The 20234-nt window shown below is 61.8% G+C and carries 21 protein-coding genes and 1 pseudogene; 11 read left to right on the forward strand and 11 right to left on the reverse strand.

The genetic code is table 11. The features are described 5' to 3' along the window. Window positions 1-64 precede the first annotated feature (64 nt). Window positions 65-400: a helix-turn-helix transcriptional regulator gene (locus tag WS54_RS01220; protein ID WP_027811697.1), complete on the reverse strand. Its 336-nt coding sequence runs from the start codon at window positions 398-400 to the stop codon at window positions 65-67. Between the two features lie 181 nt (window positions 401-581). Between WS54_RS01220 and WS54_RS01225 the strand changes: the two genes are divergently transcribed. From WS54_RS01225 to WS54_RS01260, 8 genes are read left to right on the forward strand one after another with little or no spacing between them, the layout of a single operon-like run. Continuing rightward, window positions 582-1457: a branched-chain amino acid ABC transporter permease gene (locus tag WS54_RS01225; protein ID WP_054928408.1), complete on the forward strand. Its 876-nt coding sequence runs from the start codon at window positions 582-584 to the stop codon at window positions 1455-1457. A gap of 4 nt (window positions 1458-1461) precedes the next feature. Beyond that, window positions 1462-2535, forward strand: coding sequence for a branched-chain amino acid ABC transporter permease (locus WS54_RS01230; protein WP_059781612.1), 1074 nt, complete (start codon window positions 1462-1464; stop codon window positions 2533-2535). Further along, window positions 2535-3269, forward strand: a complete 735-nt coding sequence (locus WS54_RS01235) for an ABC transporter ATP-binding protein (RefSeq protein ID WP_059781610.1) — start codon at window positions 2535-2537, stop codon at window positions 3267-3269. The genes WS54_RS01230 and WS54_RS01235 overlap by 1 nt, the downstream gene beginning before the upstream one ends. Beyond that, window positions 3256-4011, forward strand: a complete 756-nt coding sequence (locus WS54_RS01240) for an ABC transporter ATP-binding protein (RefSeq protein ID WP_059781608.1) — start codon at window positions 3256-3258, stop codon at window positions 4009-4011. The genes WS54_RS01235 and WS54_RS01240 overlap by 14 nt, the downstream gene beginning before the upstream one ends. Continuing rightward, on the forward strand, window positions 4008-5186 hold the full coding sequence (locus WS54_RS01245; protein ID WP_059781606.1) for an ABC transporter substrate-binding protein: 1179 nt from the start codon (window positions 4008-4010) through the stop codon (window positions 5184-5186). The genes WS54_RS01240 and WS54_RS01245 overlap by 4 nt, the downstream gene beginning before the upstream one ends. Before the next feature lie 52 nt (window positions 5187-5238). Further along, window positions 5239-6657, forward strand: a complete 1419-nt coding sequence (locus tag WS54_RS01250) for an amidase family protein (protein ID WP_059781603.1) — start codon at window positions 5239-5241, stop codon at window positions 6655-6657. Beyond that, window positions 6654-7199 carry an amino acid synthesis family protein gene (locus tag WS54_RS01255; RefSeq protein WP_059781601.1) on the forward strand — a complete coding sequence of 182 codons (546 nt, stop codon included), beginning with the start codon at window positions 6654-6656 and terminating at the stop codon, window positions 7197-7199. The genes WS54_RS01250 and WS54_RS01255 overlap by 4 nt, the downstream gene beginning before the upstream one ends. Before the next feature lie 52 nt (window positions 7200-7251). After that, complete coding sequence (locus WS54_RS01260; protein ID WP_059781599.1) at window positions 7252-8286, forward strand: porin; 1035 nt, start codon at window positions 7252-7254, stop codon at window positions 8284-8286. A gap of 65 nt (window positions 8287-8351) precedes the next feature. Here the strand turns inward: WS54_RS01260 and WS54_RS01265 are convergent, their stop codons facing one another. The 3 genes from WS54_RS01265 to WS54_RS01275 all read right to left on the reverse strand — a co-directional run bounded on the left by WS54_RS01265 (window position 8352) and on the right by WS54_RS01275 (window position 10727). Beyond that, entirely contained in the window at window positions 8352-8705 is a 354-nt protein-coding gene (locus tag WS54_RS01265) for a hypothetical protein (RefSeq protein ID WP_226244962.1), read from the reverse strand. 48 nt (window positions 8706-8753) lie between these two features. Then, a complete protein-coding gene (locus WS54_RS01270) occupies window positions 8754-8924 on the reverse strand; it encodes a hypothetical protein (RefSeq protein ID WP_227746320.1) in 171 nt (56 codons plus the stop codon). Window positions 8925-9611: 687 nt separating this feature from the next. Then, window positions 9612-10727, reverse strand: a complete 1116-nt coding sequence (locus WS54_RS01275) for a sensor histidine kinase (protein ID WP_059781597.1) — start codon at window positions 10725-10727, stop codon at window positions 9612-9614. Between the two features lie 860 nt (window positions 10728-11587). Here WS54_RS01275 and WS54_RS01285 point away from each other — a divergent pair. From WS54_RS01285 to WS54_RS34500, 3 genes are all read left to right on the forward strand, one after another. Further along, entirely contained in the window at window positions 11588-11857 is a 270-nt protein-coding gene (locus WS54_RS01285) for a type II toxin-antitoxin system TacA family antitoxin (protein WP_059781595.1), read from the forward strand. Next, window positions 11854-12351 carry a GNAT family N-acetyltransferase gene (locus WS54_RS01290; protein WP_059781592.1) on the forward strand — a complete coding sequence of 166 codons (498 nt, stop codon included), beginning with the start codon at window positions 11854-11856 and terminating at the stop codon, window positions 12349-12351. Before WS54_RS01285 ends, WS54_RS01290 begins: the two co-directional genes overlap by 4 nt. Window positions 12352-12432: 81 nt before the next feature. Continuing rightward, entirely contained in the window at window positions 12433-12660 is a 228-nt protein-coding gene (locus WS54_RS34500) for a DUF1016 N-terminal domain-containing protein (protein ID WP_011548488.1), read from the forward strand. A gap of 143 nt (window positions 12661-12803) precedes the next feature. Here the strand turns inward: WS54_RS34500 and WS54_RS01300 are convergent. The 7 genes and pseudogenes from WS54_RS01300 to dxs all read right to left on the reverse strand — a co-directional run. Next, window positions 12804-13175 (reverse strand): annotated as a pseudogene (locus WS54_RS01300) (IS3 family transposase); the annotation flags it as partial. 55 nt (window positions 13176-13230) lie between these two features. After that, window positions 13231-14217, reverse strand: coding sequence for a terpene synthase family protein (locus WS54_RS01305; protein ID WP_159086622.1), 987 nt, complete (start codon window positions 14215-14217; stop codon window positions 13231-13233). Beyond that, a complete protein-coding gene (locus tag WS54_RS01310; protein WP_082725085.1) occupies window positions 14210-15292 on the reverse strand; it encodes a Rieske 2Fe-2S domain-containing protein in 1083 nt (360 codons plus the stop codon). Before WS54_RS01310 ends, WS54_RS01305 begins: the two co-directional genes overlap by 8 nt. Window positions 15293-15306: 14 nt before the next feature. Beyond that, window positions 15307-16350: a Rieske 2Fe-2S domain-containing protein gene (locus tag WS54_RS01315; RefSeq protein WP_082725084.1), complete on the reverse strand. Its 1044-nt coding sequence runs from the start codon at window positions 16348-16350 to the stop codon at window positions 15307-15309. Window positions 16351-16432: 82 nt separating this feature from the next. Further along, window positions 16433-17386, reverse strand: coding sequence for a 4-hydroxy-3-methylbut-2-enyl diphosphate reductase (ispH, locus tag WS54_RS01320; protein WP_059781582.1), 954 nt, complete (start codon window positions 17384-17386; stop codon window positions 16433-16435). Between the two features lie 54 nt (window positions 17387-17440). Next, window positions 17441-18250, reverse strand: coding sequence for a squalene/phytoene synthase family protein (locus tag WS54_RS01325; RefSeq protein WP_006479011.1), 810 nt, complete (start codon window positions 18248-18250; stop codon window positions 17441-17443). A gap of 51 nt (window positions 18251-18301) precedes the next feature. Further along, window positions 18302-20221: a 1-deoxy-D-xylulose-5-phosphate synthase gene (gene dxs, locus WS54_RS01330; protein WP_059781579.1), complete on the reverse strand. Its 1920-nt coding sequence runs from the start codon at window positions 20219-20221 to the stop codon at window positions 18302-18304. Window positions 20222-20234: the final 13 nt, after the last annotated feature.

The following is a 20234-nucleotide window of genomic DNA, read 5'->3' on the forward strand; positions in this document are numbered from 1 at the left end:
TCAAGTGTCCAGGAATCGATTGCCCGGTTTGCTAAGTAAATCTTAGTCATGGCATTGTCGGGAATCAGGAGGCGGCGGTTCGTGACAGTCGCTCGGCGTATTCGAGAAGTGCTTCTAGGCTGTCCTGCGGTAGCGGTGCGGCCACGACGAGAAGCCGCGCAAGGAGGTCATTGCTTTCATATAGGAAGCTGGTCGGGACGTGCAGTACTCGGGCGAGACGGTGGGCCGTCTGGAGCTTGGGTGCGTGTTTGCCGGTCTCGTACTGATTCACGCGTGCGCTCGCCGAGAATTCATCAATCCCGGCTTCGATGCCGAGCTGTTCCTGGCTCAGGCCCGAGCGTAGACGGGCCTCTCTGAGGCGCTTGGGAAAGATCGAGGATGTCGATGAGGTCCGACGCATCCTAAGAGTTTCTTAATTTTTAATGGACTTTTTGCTAAGTATTTCTTAGTCTGCAGGCTAAGCGTTACTTAGTCTGGGTGGCGACATGCGTCAGCTCTGTGTCGTCTTGGTGGGCTTCGCTGTCACGTGCCTAGCGCGGGCTGGGTGGGTTCGGCGGTCATTGAATACAGGATTTGGAGTAATGGCGACGATCTTAAACATTCTTAGTTACGTTAGCGTGCTTACGCTTGTGGCATTGGGTCTTGCGATCGTGTTTGGCCTGATGGATATCGTGAACCTCGCGCATGCCGAGTGGGTGACGATGGGGGCTTACACATTGGCGGTTGCGCAGTCCGTGGGAGGTCAACACGCATTCTGGGCTGGGCTGCTCGCCGCGCCGATTGTCGGCGCGGGGCTCGGGTGGTGTCTCGAGCGCTTCGTCATCCGACTGCTCTATGACCGTCCACTGGATACGCTACTGGCGACCTACGCGGTCAGCCTGATCGTTCAGAGGGCGATCGAGTTGATCTTCGGCACTCAGCCGATGCTGGTCTATGCGCCGTTCAACGCAACCGTTGACGTACCGGGCGGCAGCTATCCTGCTTATCGGATGTTCGTGATCGGTGTGGCACTGGCTGCTACCGCTGGATGCTGGGTGCTGTTCACTCGGACGCGTTTTGGTACGAAGCTGCGTGCGGTCATTCAACATCCGGCGATGGCCGAAGCTGTCGGCATCAATACCAGAAGGCTGAATCGGGTGGCCTTTTGTGGTGGCGCCGCGCTCGCTTCGCTCGCCGGTGTTCTGGTGGCGCCCATGGTGTCGGTGGAGTCCCATCTCGGGGTGTCCTATCTTGCCAAGGCGTTCTTCGTGATCGTGCTGGGGGGGATCGGTTCGGTGGCCGGCAGCATACTCGGCAGCGCTTTTGTCGGCACGATCGAGACCTTGCTCAGCTATCGCGTCGATCCGTCACTCGCGTCGGCGATTGTCCTGATTGTATCCATTGTCCTGATTCGTTTCCGGCCACAGGGTCTGCTCCCCGGTTTTAGTGCGGCGCATCAGCTTCTCGGAAAGGGGTAAGGCAATGTTCGACCGTTATTTTTCTCGTGCACGGACTTGGTTGTCACAGCCCGCCTTGAGCGGCAGCGATCTGTCTCCGGTTATGACCGGTTTTGCGATCGTTGTGGCCGGCGCAATTCTGCCGTTTGTCGTTGGGGCGTATCAACTCACCGTGATACGCGATGCACTCGTTCTGGCGATATTGGCGCTCAGTTATGACCTGCTGTGGGGGCGTGCCGGTGTACTGACGCTGGGTCACACGACCTTCTTCGGCATTGGAGCATACGGCTTCGCCGTGACTACGGTCCAGTTTGGGCAGACGCCGTTAGTCGGATTTCTCGCTGGCCTTGCCTGTGCTGCGGTCGCAGCGGCCGTTCTCGGTTACTTCTTGCTGTATGCAGGGGTGAGGCTGCATTTCTTTGCCATTCTCAGTATGGCGGTGTTGATTATCGCGCAGCAGCTTGCAACGAGCTGGCAGTCGGTAACAGGCGGTGACACGGGCTTGCTCGGTATTCCGGGGCTGTCCTTCCAGCTTGCGGGGCACACACTCGATTTGAGCGGTCCAGTCGCGTCCTGGTATGCCGTCGCGATAATCCTCGTTGCGCTGCTTGGGGTGGTGTGGCTGCTTTGTCGCAGCCGATACGGGAAGGTGCTCGCGGCGATCTCGACGAACGAATGGCGCGCGCTGGCGTGTGGATATCACACGTCCTGGCATCTCCTGTTGATGTTCATGGCCTCGGCGGTGTTGGCCGCGGTGGCGGGTTGCTTGATGGCAGCAACCGCCGGCGTTGTTGCGCCCGATGTGTTTTCACCGGTATTGGCCACCGAAGTCATCCTCTGGGTTGCCATAGGCGGACGTGGCTCGCTGGGCGGTCCCGTGCTCGCCGCTGTCGGCCTGACGCTACTCAAGCATGGTGCGTCCAGTCTGAGCACACAGTGGTGGCCGCTTATTCTCGGCGCAGTTTTTCTTGCGTGCGTGCTTTGCCTGCCGAACGGTGTGCGTCTGGGGGACATGCTCAAGGGACTGCGTCAATTCACTGGAATATCGCTCAAGCGCATGCCGCGCTCTGGTGCGCGGCGCGTCGAAGGAGGGTCGTGATGGACGCGCCGATCATCAAAGGTGTCGGACTGTACCGTGCATTTGGCGGCATTAACGCGATTGCGGGCGTTGACGTAGAAATTGGCGCGCGAGACCTGCTTTGCGTCATCGGCCCGAACGGTGCTGGAAAAAGCACGCTGGTCGGGCTGATGTCGGGCGCGATTGTGCCTGGGGCTGGCGAACTGTATCTCGCAGGTGAGCGAATGACCGGCCGACCGATGTATCAATACTGCCGGCGCGGCGTCGTACGGAAATTCCAGGGAACAAATGTCTTCCAGATGATGAGCGTACGCGAGAACCTCGAAGTGGCTGCGCTCGGTGTGTCGAATCGACAGGCGTTTTCGATGCGGCACCTCGATGGCGTTCTCGAGCAAATCGGACTTGCCGCGCAAGCCGACATGTTGGCGATGCATCTGCCACACGGCGAGCGCCAGTGGTTGGAAATCGGCATGGCGATGATGTGTCGCCCCGCATTGTTGCTGCTCGACGAGCCTGCTGCGGGTTTATCCGCCACTGATGCTCAGCGGCTTGTGCATCTCATCCACCGCCTGCGTGAGCAGTGTGCGGTACTTGCCATCGAACATGACCTGCGTTTCGTGCAATCGCTTAATTGCGAGACGTGGGTTATGCACCGCGGGCAAATCGTTCGCCAAGGGCGCTACGACGACATTGCGAAGGACGAGGAAGTCCGACGCATTTATCTGGGGCAGGGGGCAAGTCATGCTGCACATTGAAAATCTGTCGGCCGGATACGGCGACATCGCTGTCTTGCACCAGATCACGCTTGCCGTTCAGCCCAACGAAGTGGTCGGGGTGCTCGGATGCAATGGAGCGGGAAAAACGACGCTTGTGAAGGCGATTATGGGCTTTTTGCCGCACGTGAGCGGAGCGGTTCGCTTTGGCGAGCACGTCATCAACGGCATGCGCGCGCATGAAATCGCTCGGCTGGGCATCGGGCTGGTGCCGCAGGGGCGATGGATTTTTCCGAAGCTCACGGTACGCGAGAATCTGATGATGGGAACCGCGGCGGCCGGCGACGCCGAGATTCTGGATGAGGTGTTCGAGTACTTCCCGATATTGAAAACGCGGCTCTCGCAACATGGCGGGACGTTGTCGGGCGGCGAGCAACAGGTACTGGCTATCGCGCGTGCGTTGTGTGGTCGACCGAAACTGTTGTTGCTGGACGAGCCTTCTGACGGCGTGCAACCCAATCTTGTCGAGCTGATCGGCGATGTAATCCCAGTGCTGTGCCGTCGTTCGAAGCTGGCGGTGCTGCTTGTCGAACAGAATCTTGACCTCGTGTTGCACTGCGCGCAGCGATGCATTGTGCTCAAGAACGGGCGGCTCGCCCATGCGGGAAAGATCGAACCGCACCGCGGCACGGACAGCGCGCACCAGTTGGCCCAATTCTTGTCACCTGCTGCTGAACGAACGGCTGATTCGCAAGCGGCGTTCATTGAAAGAGAACCTACATGAATCGACGTGACTTTTCGCGATCTGCCCTGTGGGGCGCGCTTGGGGCGTTCAGCGCCGCCGTTTGTCCGAACCTTGTCCGAGCAGCGGCGCCGATCAAGATCGGATTGCTTGCGCCGTTGAGCGGCCCACTTACCCGGGTCGGGGAAACCAATCGGCACTGTGCGATGCTCGCCGTTGAAGAAATCAACGCTGCTGGCGGACTGCTTGGGCGGCCGCTCGAACTGGCCGTCGAAGATACGCAGATGTCGACGGCTGTGACGCTCGAGAAAGCCAGGCAGCTATTGATGCGTGACGAAGTGGCGATGCTCACAGGCATGGTGCTGCCGTCCGAGCGCGAGGCGGCGCTGCAGGCCGCTAAGACGGCCGCGCGTCTTGTCGTCTATCCGAATTTCGACGAGGGTCGCTGTGATCCGCTGTTGTTAAGTACTGGTCTGAGTGTTGCTCAGCGGGTCGAACCGCTCATTACGTGGCTCATGCGTGGTGGTGGAAAGAGTGTCAGCGCGGTCGTCTCGGACGTCGGCAGCAACCGCAAGGTGCTGGTGCCCGCGCTGGAGGCGGCCGTATCTCGCCACGGTGGCCGCTTGTTGAACGTGTACTGGTTGCCGTTCGGCACGCGCGATTATGGTGCCGTGCTTCAACGAATTGCAGCACAGCAGCCGCAACTGGTATGGCACAGCATCGGCGATGATCCGGTCACGTTTGTCAAACAGTATCGGTCGTTTGCGATGAGGCCGCAGTTGGTCACGGACATCGCGCACGAATCGCTATCGATTGCAACTGCGGGCGCATCAACGGGCGCCATCGGTGTGTCATCGTACTTTATGAGCATCGATAGCGCTGAAAATCATCGCTTTCTTGCGCGCTACACCGCGCGCGTGGCCAACACCCGTGCGCCGCGGTTAGGCCCCTATGCGGTGATGCTGCCTCACGGGGAATGCACGTACGCGGGTATTCGACTCTTTGCGCAGGCCGCGCAAGACGCTGGCAGCGTCGAGGTCATGCATGTCAAGGCGGCATTGTCGGGCATTTCGCTGAATTTGCCGCGCGGTAAGACGGGCGTGAGCCGAGTGGGCGATCACGTCACATGCATGACGCGCATCGCTCAGGCGCAGGCGGATAACAGCTTTGCGCTTTTGGATTTGGTCGGACCGATTTTACCGACGTGCCGGGGATAAAGCGGTCACGACATCCCGTCATTACTTTGTCTATATCACTAAGGAGTGCGATATGAATGATATATCCATGATGAGTGCAGAGACGTTGCTTGTCGAGTATCGACGTCATGCACTGTCGCCACGTGAGTGTATGGAGGCAGTGCTGGAGCGCATCCAGCGGTTTGATCCGCTCGTGAATTGCATGTGCAGCTTCCATGCAGATATGGCGCTGCAGGCAGCGCGCGAATCGGAGCAGCGCTGGATGCGCGGCGAGCCGCTCGGGCTACTCGATGGCGTGCCGGTATCGGTCAAGGATCTCATCGATGTACAAGGATTTCCGACGCGGTATGGCTCATTGACGAGCCCGGACACACTGCAACGTAGCGATGCGCCTGCGGTTTCGCGCCTGCGCCGTGCCGGGGCATTGTTGTTCGGAAAAACGACGACATCGGAATACGGCAACAAGATTGTGACGGACTCCCCGCTCACCGGCATTACCCGCAATCCTTGGGATCGGCGCGTGACGCCGGGTGGCAGCAGCGGCGGCTCGTCAGTTGCGGTCGCACTTGGCATGGGTCCTTTGTCGCTGGCCACCGACGGCGGCGGGTCGGTTCGTGTGCCGGCGTGCTGGAGCGGCGTCGTAGGCTTTAAGCCCACGTTCGATCTCGTGCCGACCGGCGTAGCCGGCTCCTGGACGCGACTGTCCACGCTCGGGCCAATTGCACGCAATGTGCGTGACGCCGCGTTGATGCTCAGCGTTGCATCGGGAGTGCACGAGCCTTTGCGGTCAGAGTCAGTTCGCCCGGTGGACTATCGCATTGGACTGGAGGATGGCGTCGCCGGGCTGCGCGTGGCGTATTGCCCTGGCATTGCGGGCGTGACGGTCGACCCCATGGTCGCTGCAAGTGTCGCGCAGGCCGCGGACGTGCTCAAGGCCTTGGGTGCGCACGTCGAGCAAGTCGATGTGAAGCCGCTGGCCAATTATCTGGACAGTCGCATGCACGCGATTCAGTGGTCGGTGTTCTTTGCGCAACGTGCATGCGCGATGAGCGAGGCGCAACGTGCACAGCTCGACTCGGACGTACAGGTCCTTGTGCAGTCCGGTCTGCAAGTCACCGCGCCAGAACTTGCCGGTGCGTTGCGTGCACGTCATCTGCTGGGTGTCGAGATGGCCGCGTTCTTCGAGCGCTACGACTTGCTCGTGACACCGGTGTTTCATTGCGGCCCATTGCCGGTGCCCGGGTTGCCGAAGACACTGCTCACGGCACCTCAGCAGACATCGTGGTGCAACCAGACCGGGCTGCCTGCCGCGAGCGTACCGTGCGGCCTGCCCGGTGGTTTGCCCACGGGGGTGCAGATCGTTGGGCGCCTGCACGCGGATGCACTCGTGCTGCGCGCCGCACGCGCCTACGAGTCGGCGCGCGGCGCGTTTCCCACGGCGCCCCTGTTTCAGGGTGAGCACGCGGCGGTAGCCACGGAGGTAACCCCGTGAGCGTTCAAATCGCAAAGATCGTGGTGCATCTGGTTGAGCGGCGTGCCGAGTTGAGCGCCGCGATCTATCCAGCGCACCGCCAGGCCATTGCAGCTGCGATCCTGTCACGGCAGAACTGGCGAATAGATGATCCTCTTGAGCCTCTGTACGAGCTCGGTGCGGAGCTGGGGACGTCGCTGACCGAGCACGCCCGATGTGCACTGGGCGTGCAACGCGGGGCCATTCAAGTGTACGGCAAGGCCGCCTTGGTGGGCACGGCGGTGCCGCTCGAGTGTGCGGCCGCGCTGTTACATCCACGAATGGGCAAGGCGATACGCGCCTGTCTACCGGGGACCACCTCGCTCATTCCGTCGGTCACGAAGCGCGGCGCCGCAGGTGCGTGTCTGGACATTCCGTTGCATGGCGCGGTTGACATGTGGAACTTCGATCACTTCGATACCGCGTCGCTGATTGTGCCGGATTCTCCTGCGCCGGATGAACTCGTGGTGGCCGTCGCATTGGCCGAGCACGGTCGGCCGCTCGCGCGCGTCGTGTCCGCGTAGACGCGTCGCCCCGGTTGCGCGCGATCGATTCGAACAACGAGGAGGAGAACCTATGCGGAAGATAGTTTGGGGCTTGGTGCGCGCTTGCGCTGTTTCGGTTGGGATGTGGGGCATCCCGGGCGTCGTCCACGCCCAGTCTTCGGTATCGCTTTACGGTTTGATCGACGCCTTTGTTGGCGAAACGCATGCGCCAGGCGCCGCTGGCAGTGCCTGGCAGGTTGGCTCAGGCGGGATGACGACGTCATATTGGGGCGTGTCTGGATCGGAGGATCTTGGTCACGGCATGAAGGCGGTATTCACGCTGGAGAGTTTTTTCCGTGTCAACGCTGGTCAGCTCGGTTCATTCAATGGTCAGTCATTCTTCGGTCGCAATGCCTTTGTCGGACTGAGCGGAGGCTTTGGGGAAGTGACGGTCGGGCGCAATACGGCACCCCTGTTCGTCTCCACGTTACTCTTCAATCCGTTCGGTAACTCGTTCGCGTTCTCGCCGATGATCTCCCACGGATACCTGGGCTCCGCCATGGGGGCAGCTTCCGTGCAAAGCGATACGGCGATCGACAGTTCGGTGTTGTATCAGACACCGGAGGTCGGCGGGCTCTCTGCAAGCCTGCTCTATAGCAATGCGGGTGTGGCTGGCCATGCTGGACAGGCGAACTATAGTGCCAACGTCCTTTACTTCGCCGGCTCGTTTTCGGCAACGGCTGCGGTGCAAAGCTTGCACACAGCTTCGCTTTTTCTTAACGGTGCGACGGCACAAACGGCATGGCTTGTCGGCGGTGCCTATCGGATCGACGCGACGAAGCTCATGTTCCAGTACGAGCGGGTGAGTAACAATAGCAACGTGACCGACGACACCGTGCAGGTGGGAGCAAGCGCGCGATTCGGTATGGGCAGTATGCTGCTGTCGTGGGCGGGCACCCGTCGGCGTCCTGTCACCGGTTTCGACATCCGGTGGTCGACGTTCGCGCTGGGCTACGACTATCCACTGTCGAAGCGCACAGACATCTACGCGGCGTGGCGCTATGACACGATTACGCATGCCTCATCAGGAAATGGCGTCGGAGCCGGGGTGCGGGTGCGGTTTTGATTTGCTATGCAAGCACGTCTAGTCGAAACGGATGTCGGTGCCTATACCTGGTTTGGTGATCCCATTCAGCTGGTGCCGGCGCTCGTCGGCACTATCACGCTCAGTCCCGGCAGGTCCGCAAAATCCGGCACGTTCAGCGTCATCAGTGCGTAGCCGTGCTCAATCGCTTGCGAGGCAATCCACAGGTCGTTGCAGTGGGGCCGCGGCGAGCGGCCGGTTTGCTCGACGGCGGCGGCCAGCACGCCGAACGCGGCCGCGGTGTGGCGCGTGATGTCCAGCGCAGGCCGGCGCTCGAGGCGCAGATGCGCGGCGCGCGCTAGGCCGCATTCGCGCAGGACTGCACGCCGAACGCCAGTTCGCCGAGCAAGATCGTCGAGATAAACACCGGCGTATCTCCGGCTGCATCGATCACCGCGCACGGCGCGACCATTCCGCCGGCGAGCCCGACCCCACGCAGCTGTCGATGATCACGCCCACGGGTCACGCACTCCGTATTCGAAGCCGGTGCGGCTGTCGTGTAGCCAACGGGCCGCGGCCTCGGCAACGATCATCGGCAGACCGGCGAGCGCCTGGGCGGCGTTCATCGCGGGTTCGGCGGGCATCAGGCGCGCGATCACGGTCTGGTTGCGTTCGACCACGATGGTCTCGCCTTAGCGGGCAACTCGGTCGAGAATCTGGCGGGTGTGGCGCGCCAGATCGGTGGCGGTGATGGTTGACATGACAGCCTCCTGATACAGTGAATTCGTATTATGCGTATTTTCACGGCTCGAAGGCACGGTGAGTTGCGGCCCTTAGCACGCGCCTGATTTTCAGCCCGACGGTCTCTCTAGCCGGCGGAAGTTTCGTGTTCACGAACGGGCGCCGTCGGTTCGTGTGGTCGCGCGATCACGGAGCGCGCGTTACCGGTCAAGGGCGGGTCGACGCGTATTACCCCGGCTTCGGAATGCTCGAACGTATCGGGCATTTGGATCTGGGGGGCATCCGACATACCAAGTATTCATTTCATGGCGACATGAAAGTCGATTTCAGCCGGACATTGCGGCTTTAATTGCGGCGATGCCGCTGTTCTTAACTGAACAATTTTGCCATAGGTTTAGTGCCGCGCAATCGCGTTAAGAAGAAGGCATTCGAGAGACGGCGTCTAGCGAAATGAAGGGAACATATTAAGGGCTATGTTACCCTTCACTTCGTGACATCGAGCGAACGCCCCAAGCTTGTCGCTCACACAACTAAAGTTGTGGCTATGTTTCAACTAAAGTTGTGTTCAGGCGGCTGGGCCGCATTGGCCAGACCTATCACACCTGAACGTTGGCTGTTCTCCCATCTCATGGCGCGGTCGGCAACGTGACGATGAATGTCGTTCCCTGATGAGACGACGTGACCTGGATCTCGCCACCGTGCGCGTGCGCAATGCTCTGGCAGATGTACAGACCCAGCCCTACCCCGGCCGCGTGACCGTCGCGGTTGGGCGCGCGGGCTCGGGTCAGCGGATCAAACAGAGTGGGTAACAGTTCAGCCGCGATCGGCGTGCCGCCATTGAATACGCTCAGCGTCACGGCGTCATCGCCGCCATGGGCGCAGGCTAAGATTCGGCCATCGCCGTAGCGGGCGGCATTGACCAGCAGGTTCACCAGCAGCTGCTGGACCCGCCGGCGATCCCACGTCCCCGTGAGCACCCCATCGAGCCGCAGCTCCAGTTCAACGGCAGGAAACGCGGCCCGAACCTCGTCGGCCGCCTCGGCGACGAGCGCGCGCAGATCGGCGGCCTCAATGCGAAGTGGCAAGTTGTCGGTCAGGCGCGACTGCGTGAACACGAGTAGATCATCGAGCATCGCCTGTATACGCGTCGCCGCTCGCTCCACGATTCCGACGATTTTCTGGGACTGTTCGGGCTTGTCTGCCCCGTGACGGAGCACGTAGGCGCTACTGGCGATGGCGCTGAGGGGCGAGCGGAGGTCGTGTGCGAGCACGGCCATAAACAGGTCTCGGCCGTGCTCGATGCGGCGGGCATAGGCTCGCACGGACTCGGCGAGGGCTTGATCGATCGCTTCGTTAAAGCGCGTCATCTCCTCCAATGCCAGGTCGGACGCGTCCGGCGCGACCTGCGCCCAGCGCCGCAGCACGGCGGCCCGCAAGGCCCGAAATTCCGCGACCAGATCGTTGATGTCGAACCCTTGCAGGACCCGTATGTCGGCATGGCCGCCCGCGGTGACGTTGAATGCCGACGACGGGTCGCGCGACCCGTGTGACTTCGCTTGCTGTTGAGCCGCGCTCTGCGGAACCCGCATGTTGGCTGCGATCGCGCTCAGAATCGCGGCGCCGGCGTCCCGCAGCTGGGGCTCGCTCAACGGATGGGCCTGCATGCTGAGGGATTTTGCGTAGTCGGACCATTCCCGGACCAGATCCGTGATGTTGGCCTCGATGAAATCGGCGAGCGTCATGCGCGTCTCCAGTAATCCCAGGACGAGTCCTCTACGCGGCGCAGTGTAGACCGGACCGTAGGGATGCGCCATGAAGAAAAACCACGCTGTCAGGGTAAGAAAGGAGACAGTCGACTTTCGTGGGCGAGCTACAGTGTATCGATGAGCCCCCTTTTATCTGGCTAGCCCTGACCGCTGCCGGCACCGGCGAGGGACCTGCCCCGTGCAAACAGGGCCAGCCGGAGTCTAGTAAAGTTCAAACGATGCTGGTATTGAGCGGATGGCGGCAGCGAGTCACGTGTGCGATTCACGGACATCGTTTCACTTCTTGGTCGCCTTTTTCGTTCCGTGGTGGAGAGTAATGACAAGACAGGTCGGACCGGGATCCGCCAAACCTGAATAGCCCCTCGAGCTTCTAGCTCGCTAAGTAAATGAGGTGCGGGTCAGCGGACTTCATGGTGGGCCGCAGCGTATCAGGCTGCAACAAGCCCGGATATAAAGCTGCAACCCATCCTGTCGCAGTCAGAGCACACGAAAACCCTTCGCAAAGGGGAGGCGTTCATATAGAGAGGCTATGTCCGGTGTTTCAGGGGGCTGCTCCACCAGCCGCCACGCTGGCGCACCCATTCGACCCACGGCGAAGCGCTGGGCGGCCCGCCAAAGCCTTTCTGGTAGCGGATGACCGTCACATAGCGCAATGTAGTTCCGTCACTCCGGAACCCTCGCGGATCAAGGCTTCCGGCCCGTAATTTGACGACATTATTTTGGTCTACGGGTGCGAAGAGACTTCGCGATGCGTCAAACACGTCGCCCTGCATTTTCAATTTGCGCGATAGTGACTCGGCAATTTTCCGTACAATGGCGTCAGGAGGTGAGTGACCATGGCTACCACACGATTTGAGGCCCGCATCGAAACGGATGTGCACGCGGCGATCCGGCGCGCTGCCGAGATTCAGGGGCGCACGATGTCCGATTTCGTCGTCTCGGCCGCCCGGGAGGCAGCGCAACGCGCGATTGCCGACGCGGAAGTGATCCGCCTGTCGGTCGCGGAATCGGAACGGTTCGCACACGCGATCCTGACGCCCGCCGAGCCGGTCGACGCGCTCAAGCGAACGATCGATCTTCACGATCAACTGCTGCGTAACGCATGAGCGGTGCGCAGTTGGTAGTGGCCGCCCTTGAGGCGGCTCATGATCGATCTCGATTCGCATGCGGCACGCCCGCGCTTGATCGATATCTGCGCGAGGTGGTTACGCAGGACGTACGCCGCAGGGTGGCCGCTTGTTTCGTGATGCTCGACGGCAACGTCGTCGCGGGCTACTACACACTGTCTGCCGCGAGCGTCGCGCTCACGGATTTGCCGCACGCCATCGCACGCAAGTTGCCCCGTTATCCTGCGATCCCGGCGATCCCGGTGGTGCGCATGGGGCGCCTGGCCGTCGATCAGGCATATCGCGGCAGGCGACTCGGCGCAGCGCTGCTGGTCAACGCGCTGCAACGTGCCGCAAAGTCCGAAATCGCTGCGGTGGCTCTGACGGTCGACGCAAAGGACGAAACGGCGGCGGCGTTCTACCGGCATTTCGGCTTCGCGCCGCTGACTAGCGACCCGCTGGCATTGTTCATGCCATTGGCAACGGTGAAGTAGCGGAAGCTATCCTGCGGGAAATGACGGAGTCGGTGATACTGGGCTACGGCGCGAGGCGTTTAAGGACGCGGTGAACGCACTGTGACGCAGCTCGATGTCGGGCAGGCCGCTTATGCCGGACTGCACCGTGAAATTGCCGATGTAGTTGCGTCGTCGCGCGAAGCGACGGCTCGCACGGTGAACGCCCTGATGACGGCGACATATTGGGAGATCGGGCGACGAATCGTTGAGTTCGAGCAGGGCGGGAAGGGGCGGCCCGCTTATGGCGACGCGGTGATCCGCCGTTTGGGCGCCGGGCTGTCAGAGTGATTCGGTCGTGGTTTCGGATGGCGCAATCTCGCGCAGAGGCGAGCTTTTTACTTGACGTGGCCTGCAGACCGGATTGTGCAGACACTGTCCGCACAATCCACGCCCACCCGGATTGACCCTGCCTCGTTTTCACGTTCAGCATGTCATGCAGCGTCGCGTCGGGTTTCGTATTCGACGGGAGTGAGGTAGTCGATCGACGTGTGCATGCGCTGCCGATTGTAATAGCCTTCGATCCAGTCGACGATGTCCAGGCGAGCCTGAGCGCGGGTTTCGTAGCGCGTTTGGTAAATGCGCTCGACCTTCAGAGTTTTAAAGAAGCTCTCCATCGGCGCGTTGTCCCACGCGTTGGCACGCCGGCTCATCGAGACTGTCATGCCGAATTCGGCGGCTAGATTCCTATGTGCTCGACTGGCGTATTGGCTGCCCCTATCCGAATGCAGCAGTAATCCGGGCCTGGGTTTGCGTTGCCAGTATGCGCTGCGTAAGGCTTGGCAGACCAGATCCGACCGGACTCGAAAATGGCCACGCATATTCGGTCTGATTCGTGCCGAGCCTTCTTAAGGCTCTCAATCAGAACTCGTCAACCACCCGATATCGGTTAATCATCTGGTACCACTTCCACGGCCCCGACATCATGTATTCGAAGTCGGTGGCGAACTCTCGGACGCCAGTATCCGGATGCTGGCGCAAGCTGCTGCAGAGATCGGCCGTCTGCTGCATCTTTTCGCGGTGCATGTCGCAGGCACGTTGGATCGCGTGCTCCGCGGATATACCGTATTCGTGAGCCAGCACATCCACGACGTTCCAGCGCAGTTGCCGGGGCGATTGCGCATCGCGCAGGTAGCTCGCGATGTCGTTGTCGATGCCGTACAGAAAATCGCCGAGCAGGTTCAGCTCGCGCAGCGCGGGGCTGCCCCAATGTGCGCTCGAAATCGGTCGGTCGCTGCCCATGTCGATCATCGACGCGAACAGGCTCGACCCGGCCGTGTTGCCGCGGATCACCAGGAAATCCTGCAACGTGGGCATGGTTCCCTTGACGCGGTAGCCGAGTTCGCACCCGTTGCCGTGCAGCCAGCGCAGGATACCCATGTCGAATCGGTAGAGCTGCTCGCCAGTGGCGACCTTGTGCAGCCGAAGCAGGATGTCCTGCAACGCGACCCAATACGGTTCCTGAACGTCGAGGGGCTGCTGCGGCGCATCGGCGATTTTTTGGAAGCGGGCGAGATTGGCCGTCGTTTGCGAGAAATCGCCCCGGCTGGCCGGGCCTTCGAACCCGGACTCGTCGAACTGCAGGATCCATGTGCACAGATGGCCGGCGGGTTCCAGCGTCTCGAACGGCATGCGCGGATAGCAGAGGGATGTCAGCAAGCCCGTTTGCGCCGCATGGAACAAGGTCCACTCGCGCTCCGTCCGTACCAACCCGAATTTCTGAACCCAGGCTTCGATGCTCGCGTCGAGTTGCGCACGCATGGGATTGACGTCCTGAAGCAGCGGGCAATAGCGCTCGGGAATCACCAGGGTGTCCGGCACTGGGGTGAGCTGGCGCGGATCATTCATGGGCGGCACTCCGAGATGTCATGCGGGCAGGTTCAATGCGCGGGACGCCGGGCCTGTTCGTCGTCACGCTGTCGACCGTCTCCATTTCCGGCGGATAAAACTGCGCCGCCCATTTCCGATATTCGAGGACGGAGCGATCCATGGGCGTGGTGGCAGGGTGGGGCCGATGAGTCTTGTAGTCCCAGATGCGCTTGTCGCGCATGTTCTGCATGTGAAACCACGGTTCATAGAGTCTGACGACGAGGGTGTTGAGCAGCAGGCGAAGCAGGCGTGGGAGGGCATCGAATGCAGCGATGCGGGCGACATGACTCCATCTGAGCGTCCATTTGGCCGGCCCGATCTGGGTGAAAGCGCCAAGCGTCCGGATTTCCAGTCCGATGCCGGGAAATTCGAGTTCACCGATCAGATAGCCAATGCCATACCAACTGGCGCGGAAGTTGAACGGCCACCGGTTCTCGTACATCGTCTTCGTGTAGGCAACCATAATGGGGCCATCGATCGTCACCTCCGGCATGACGGGCGCGCGGAAGTGATGAACGTGCGCCATATGGCCCATGTCGGCGCCGTTTTCGGCCGAATCCTGCATATGTCCTGCGATGACCGTACAGCGGTACACGGTGCGGGAGAATTCCATGCTGTCGAAGGCCGGGATATCCCACATCGGTGGATTGCCGTCGAAGTCGTACCAGACCCACGCCATTCCACCGGTTTCACGCAAGTACCATCTGCTCAACCGCAGACCCGGCGATGGGGGTTCGTTTTTCGGGCGCAGGCACGCGCCATCGGGCCCGAACGCATAACCGTGAAAGGGGCAGACGAGGTTTTCGCCCTTCACTTTGCCGCCGTGGCCGAGGTGCGCACCGAAATGCGGACAATACGAATTGATTGCGTTCAGCACGCCGGATCGAGTCCGGTACAGCACGATTTCACCGTCGGCGAGCGGGAAGGTCCGTACCGCCCCCGACTTGACGTCGTGGCTGTAACACACCGCAAACCAGCCCCTCGGATACGGTTGGACGCTGCGCTTTTCGACCGTGACGCAACGATGCTGGATAGGAATGGCCGGACAGTTCATCTCGTCTCTCCCGTTCAGGTTTCGTTCACGCGCTCGAGGCCTCGACGGCTATCGGCGACGGATTCATGGGCCGGGTAGAACTGGGCCGCCCAGCGTCGAAACGCCATGATGGGTCCGTCGCCGGGCACCAGCCTGGCTTCGTGGTTGTAGCGGCGGTGATTCCAGATCTTGATGTCGTTGCCGATCTGGTATCGGAACCACACCCTGAGCGCCAGCACCAGCGTATCCTGCAGCCCGCGTCGCAGCGGGCCTGGCCACCGGTCGAGCGCATCGACGTGAATGAAATTCAGTACCCGGGCGCGCCATTCGAGCGGTGCGGTCGGAACCGGGCAACTGAGCACCTTCAACTGCACGCGCAGCGTCGGCACGTCGATTTCGCCGATCATGTATCCGAGGCCGCAGTACGTGTTCCGGAAATGCAGCCACTGCCTGGAAGCGTGCGTCGTGATCTCGTACGTCAGTCTGGGACCCGCGGCCCGAAAGGCGCTGACCTGCGCGTCGGCAAACTGGTGAACGCGCACCAGATGCAACCTGTCGATGCCGTTTTCGGCGATGTCCTGTACGTATCCGGGAATGTCGAAGGTGTTCCGGTCCGCGCGGGAGAACGCCCGGAGGTCGAGCTCCGGCACATCCCACGTGGGCGCCCGGCGTTCGGCGTCGTGCCACACGAACACCACGCCGTTGACTTCACGCAGCGGCCATTCGGTCAGTCGGGGGCCGCCGTGCAAGGGCGGGCTGTCTCGATCCGGCTGGCATTGTCCGCCCGGCGCAAAGGAAAGCCCGTGATACGGGCAGACGAGATGCTCGCCGTCGACCTTGCCGCCATGGCCGAGATGGGCGCCCAGATGCGGACAATACGGGCTGATGGCTTTGGCGGCGCCGGACTGCGTACGGTAGACGACAAGTTCGCCACCCATGAATGGAACGGTCTGTATGCGGCCTGGTTTGAGATCGCGGCTGAAGCACGCGCCGAACCAACCGTTCGGGTAGGGCAGCGGACTGCGCGCATCCACCACCGGGCTGTGTCGGGGCAAGATCGGGTAGGTCGGATTCCGCATGGGACATCTCCGAATGCGACGGTTGCGCAAATGACTCGTCACGCGGCGCTCGAGGCTTGCCACGCGCCGGACGGCGAGCGGATCAGGTATGCGGCGCGAGCGCCGATGCGGTGCCGTGCAGCAACTCGGCCGGCAGCGGAAAGACCGCTGTTTCACGCCGTCCGGCCATGGTTTCGATCTCCAGCGGTGTGTACGTCCGCAATGCCGCAATTACCTCGTCGACCAATGTTTCGGGTGCGGATGCACCCGACGTGATGCCCACGGTTGCGATGCCCTGGAACCACTGCGGCCCCAGCTCACCGGCATCGGCGATCAAGTGGCTAGGGATGCCCGATTCGAGCGCGATCTCGTGCAGTCGTACGGTGTTCGAGCTGTAGCGGGCGCCAATCACCAGCATCAGTTCGACTCTGCGGCAAAGCTCGCGTACGGCCGTTTGCCGGTTCTGCGTGGCATAACAGATGTCGTGGACATTCGGGCCGACGATGCCTGGATATCGCTGTTTGAGCGCGTAGATGATGTCGCGCGTGTCGTCCACGCTGAGTGTGGTCTGCGTGATATAGGCCAGCGGCGCGTCGGCGGCAAACGGCAGGGCCGCCACATCGGCCTTGCTTTCCACCAGGACCGTCGCGTCCGGTGCCTGGTCCAGCGTGCCGACGACTTCGGGGTGTCCGGCGTGCCCGATCAACACGACGGTCTTCCCTTGCGACGCATAACGCCGGGCCTGGACGTGAACCTTGGCGACGAGCGGGCAGGTGGCGTCGAGCACATGCAAGCCGCGCTGGCGCGCTTCTGCCTCCACCATTTGACCCACACCATGGGCACTGAACACGGTCACCGCCTGTTCGGGAATGTCGTCGAGGGACTCGACGAAGACTGCACCTTTGCGCTTGAGGCCGTCTACGACTCGCCGGTTGTGGACGATTTCGTGCCGAACGTAGACGGGAGCACCGTATTTTTCCAGTGCCCGATCGACAATGTCGATTGCGCGTACGACTCCGGCGCAAAAGCCGCGAGGTTCGGCAAGGATGACGCGCATGTTGAAATCTCCGGGAAAGGTGCGATATGTCGATAAACGCGGAACAGGGTGCCGTCATGGCCGACCGGCGAATCCATCCGCTGTCGCGTAAGAGCGTGGTTCTCTGCCGGCGCCGAGCGTTTGCTTCAGATTCAGCGCGGCGTGCCGCGCATTGATCAGCGGTTGTTCGCAAAAGCTGCGCGCGGGGCCTGGCGGCAGCGCGTCCAGGTACGCCTGCGCCAGTGCGAGCTCTCGCTCGACATAACCGAGCATCTCGGGCAAGCCCCAGCCGTGCGGCCAGAAATCGACCCCGCGCCCGGTGTCTTCGTCGCGATCGATCAGGATGTTGACGGCCTGCAGCGCGCGGCCGTATCCGATGGCGTCGGTACGGTTGGTATCGGTGTGATTGAACCAGCCCCACAGATCGCTGAGTAGCAGTACCAGCGTGCCGGCCACCGCATAGGTATACCGGTTCAGGTCCTGCTCGGTCCGGATCGCGAAATCCGATTCGACCCAGTCCGCCATTCGCTCTGCCATGACGGAAAACGTGTCCAGTACGCGAGGCGCGATGTCGATCGGCGCGAGCGTGACCCATTGGCCCAGTTGCAGCGAAACCGGCGGGAGAACGTCCTCATAGCCTTCAAATGCAGTCTGAAAATCCGCCGGGGAGAAATGGGTTTGCAGGATGGCGCTGACCCGCCGAAGCAAGCGAGCACGGTCCGCGGCGGCCATGGTCGGATGATCCTCGATTTCGTCGATGCCGCGCATGCACAGGTAGGCGCACGACGCCGCCTCGTTCAGCCTGGGCGGCAGGCCGACTACGGGCAGATACCATGTCTTGCTGTACTGCCGGATCATGTCATGGGCTTTCGAGAGCGGAACCATCTTTTTCTCCCGGTGGGAAGGAAAGGTTGCGGGCCAAGGGTTGCGGCAGGGTTAGGACACCAGGCTCATGCGCGTCATTGTTCGGGGCGAACGACAAGAGGCGGCGACGTCATTGAAAAAGCGATCGATGGATCGCACCAGCCCATCGACATCGAGGCCGCAGGCGGCCAGCAGCATGGCCGGGTCGCCATGCTCGATGAACTGGTCCGGCAGGCCGAGTTGTAATACGGGAATCGGCACACGATGCGCGGCCAGCACTTCCAGACAGGCGGAACCCGCACCACCGGCGATGCAACCTTCCTCTACCGTGACGAGTACGTCGTGCTGGTCGGCGAGGGTACGCACCAGGTCGATATCCAGCGGTCTGATGAAGCGAATGTTCGCCACCGTGGCATCCAGTTGCTTGCCGGCTTTCAGTCCAGCCCCCACCATGGAGCCGAAAGCCAGGATTGCGATGCGGGCGCCTGGTGGCTGCGACGAGGTACGTATCACCGCGCCCTTGCCGATCGGGATGGGCTGCATCTCTCGAACGGGCGGCACGCCGGGGCCGCAGCCGCGCGGATAGCGCACGGCCGCGGGACCATCGTGATCGAGCGCGGTATGCAGCATCTGGCGGCACTCGTTTTCGTCCGCCGGCGCCATGAGAACGAGATCCTGGATGCATCGCAGGAACGCAATGTCGAACGCACCCATGTGGGTCGCGCCGTCCGCGCCGATGATGCCTGCCCGGTCGATCGCAAACGTGACCGGCAGCCGTTGGATCGCGATGTCGTGGATCAACTGGTCGTATCCGCGCTGCAGGAACGTCGAGTAGATCGCTACCACGGGTTTCAGTCCGTCGGCCGCCAGCCCGCCGGCGAACGTGATCGCGTGCTGCTCGGCGATGCCGACGTCGAAATAGCGGTCCGGGAAGCGTCGTTCGAAGTCGACCAGCCCCGACCCTTCACGCATCGCCGGGGTGATCGCCACGACACGGCCATCGCGTTCGGCCTCGTCGCACAGCCAGTTGCCGAACACCTGCGTGTAAGTCGGCTTTCCGGGGGGCGAGGGCGGCACGATACCCACGTCGGGATCGAATTTGCCGGGGCCGTGATACAGGACGGGATCCTTCTCCGCAAGCGCATAGCCGCGCCCCTTGCGGGTGATGACGTGGAGCGGTTGGGGCCCCTTGAGCGTGCGCATCGTTTCGAGTGCGGGAATAAACGCGTCGAGATCGTGGCCGTCGATCGGGCCGACGTAATTGAAGCCGAATTCCTCGAACAGCGTGGCAGGCAGCAGCGCCCCCTTCACTTGTGCCTCGAGTCGGTGTGCGGCGCCCGCGAGAGGCGCCGGCATGGCTTGCAGCACCGACTTCGCCTCTGCCTTCCGTCGATTGAGAAAACGGTTCGCCGTCAGCTTTGCGATGCAGTCTCGCGGCGCGCCTACCGTGGGCGAAATCGACATGTCGTTGTCGTTCAGCACGACGAGAAGGCGCAGGTCCTTGCATCCCGCCAGGTTGTTCATCGCCTCGAAAGCGATGCCGGCGCTCAACGCGCCGTCGCCGATCACCGCCACGCAATGCCGCGCTTCGCCGTTGATCCGGGTGGCATGCGCCATGCCGAGCACGGCGGAGATCGACGTGCCGGAGTGCGCGGTGCCGAACGCGTCGTACAGCGATTCGCTGCGACGCGGAAAACCGGAAATGCCGCCGCCTTGCCGCAGTGTCTCCATTGCATCGCGCCGACCAGTCAGGATCTTGTGCGGATAGGACTGGTGACCGACGTCCCAGACGATGCGATCGCGCGGCGTATCGAATATGTAGTGCAGCGCGATGGCCAGTTCGACGGAACCGAGATTGGAGGCGAGATGCCTGCCGGTGGCGGCGACGCTGTGCAGCACGAAATCGCGCAGTTGGGTCGCGAGGTCAGGCAATTGTGCGCGCGCGAGCTTCCTGAGGTCGGCCGGCGTGTCGATTGCACTCAAGGCATCCATGTCCGTATCCCGG

The organism is Burkholderia sp. NRF60-BP8 (assembly GCF_001522585.2).
Taxonomy (GTDB): Bacteria; Pseudomonadota; Gammaproteobacteria; order Burkholderiales; family Burkholderiaceae; genus Burkholderia.

Coding starts and splice junctions, on each gene's coding strand:
- WS54_RS01220 (WP_027811697.1), bottom strand. CDS start 400: ATGCGTCGGACCTCATCGACATCCTCGATCTTTCCCAAGCGCCTCAGA.
- WS54_RS01225 (WP_054928408.1), top strand. CDS start 582: ATGGCGACGATCTTAAACATTCTTAGTTACGTTAGCGTGCTTACGCTT.
- WS54_RS01230 (WP_059781612.1), top strand. CDS start 1,462: ATGTTCGACCGTTATTTTTCTCGTGCACGGACTTGGTTGTCACAGCCC.
- WS54_RS01235 (WP_059781610.1), top strand. CDS start 2,535: ATGGACGCGCCGATCATCAAAGGTGTCGGACTGTACCGTGCATTTGGC.
- WS54_RS01240 (WP_059781608.1), top strand. CDS start 3,256: ATGCTGCACATTGAAAATCTGTCGGCCGGATACGGCGACATCGCTGTC.
- WS54_RS01245 (WP_059781606.1), top strand. CDS start 4,008: ATGAATCGACGTGACTTTTCGCGATCTGCCCTGTGGGGCGCGCTTGGG.
- WS54_RS01250 (WP_059781603.1), top strand. CDS start 5,239: ATGAATGATATATCCATGATGAGTGCAGAGACGTTGCTTGTCGAGTAT.
- WS54_RS01260 (WP_059781599.1), top strand. CDS start 7,252: ATGCGGAAGATAGTTTGGGGCTTGGTGCGCGCTTGCGCTGTTTCGGTT.
- WS54_RS01275 (WP_059781597.1), bottom strand. CDS start 10,727: ATGACGCTCGCCGATTTCATCGAGGCCAACATCACGGATCTGGTCCGG.
- WS54_RS01285 (WP_059781595.1), top strand. CDS start 11,588: ATGGCTACCACACGATTTGAGGCCCGCATCGAAACGGATGTGCACGCG.
- WS54_RS01290 (WP_059781592.1), top strand. CDS start 11,854: ATGAGCGGTGCGCAGTTGGTAGTGGCCGCCCTTGAGGCGGCTCATGAT.
- WS54_RS01305 (WP_159086622.1), bottom strand. CDS start 14,217: ATGAATGATCCGCGCCAGCTCACCCCAGTGCCGGACACCCTGGTGATT.
- WS54_RS01310 (WP_082725085.1), bottom strand. CDS start 15,292: ATGAACTGTCCGGCCATTCCTATCCAGCATCGTTGCGTCACGGTCGAA.
- WS54_RS01315 (WP_082725084.1), bottom strand. CDS start 16,350: ATGCGGAATCCGACCTACCCGATCTTGCCCCGACACAGCCCGGTGGTG.
- ispH (WP_059781582.1), bottom strand. CDS start 17,386: ATGCGCGTCATCCTTGCCGAACCTCGCGGCTTTTGCGCCGGAGTCGTA.
- WS54_RS01325 (WP_006479011.1), bottom strand. CDS start 18,250: ATGGTTCCGCTCTCGAAAGCCCATGACATGATCCGGCAGTACAGCAAG.
- dxs (WP_059781579.1), bottom strand. CDS start 20,221: ATGGATGCCTTGAGTGCAATCGACACGCCGGCCGACCTCAGGAAGCTC.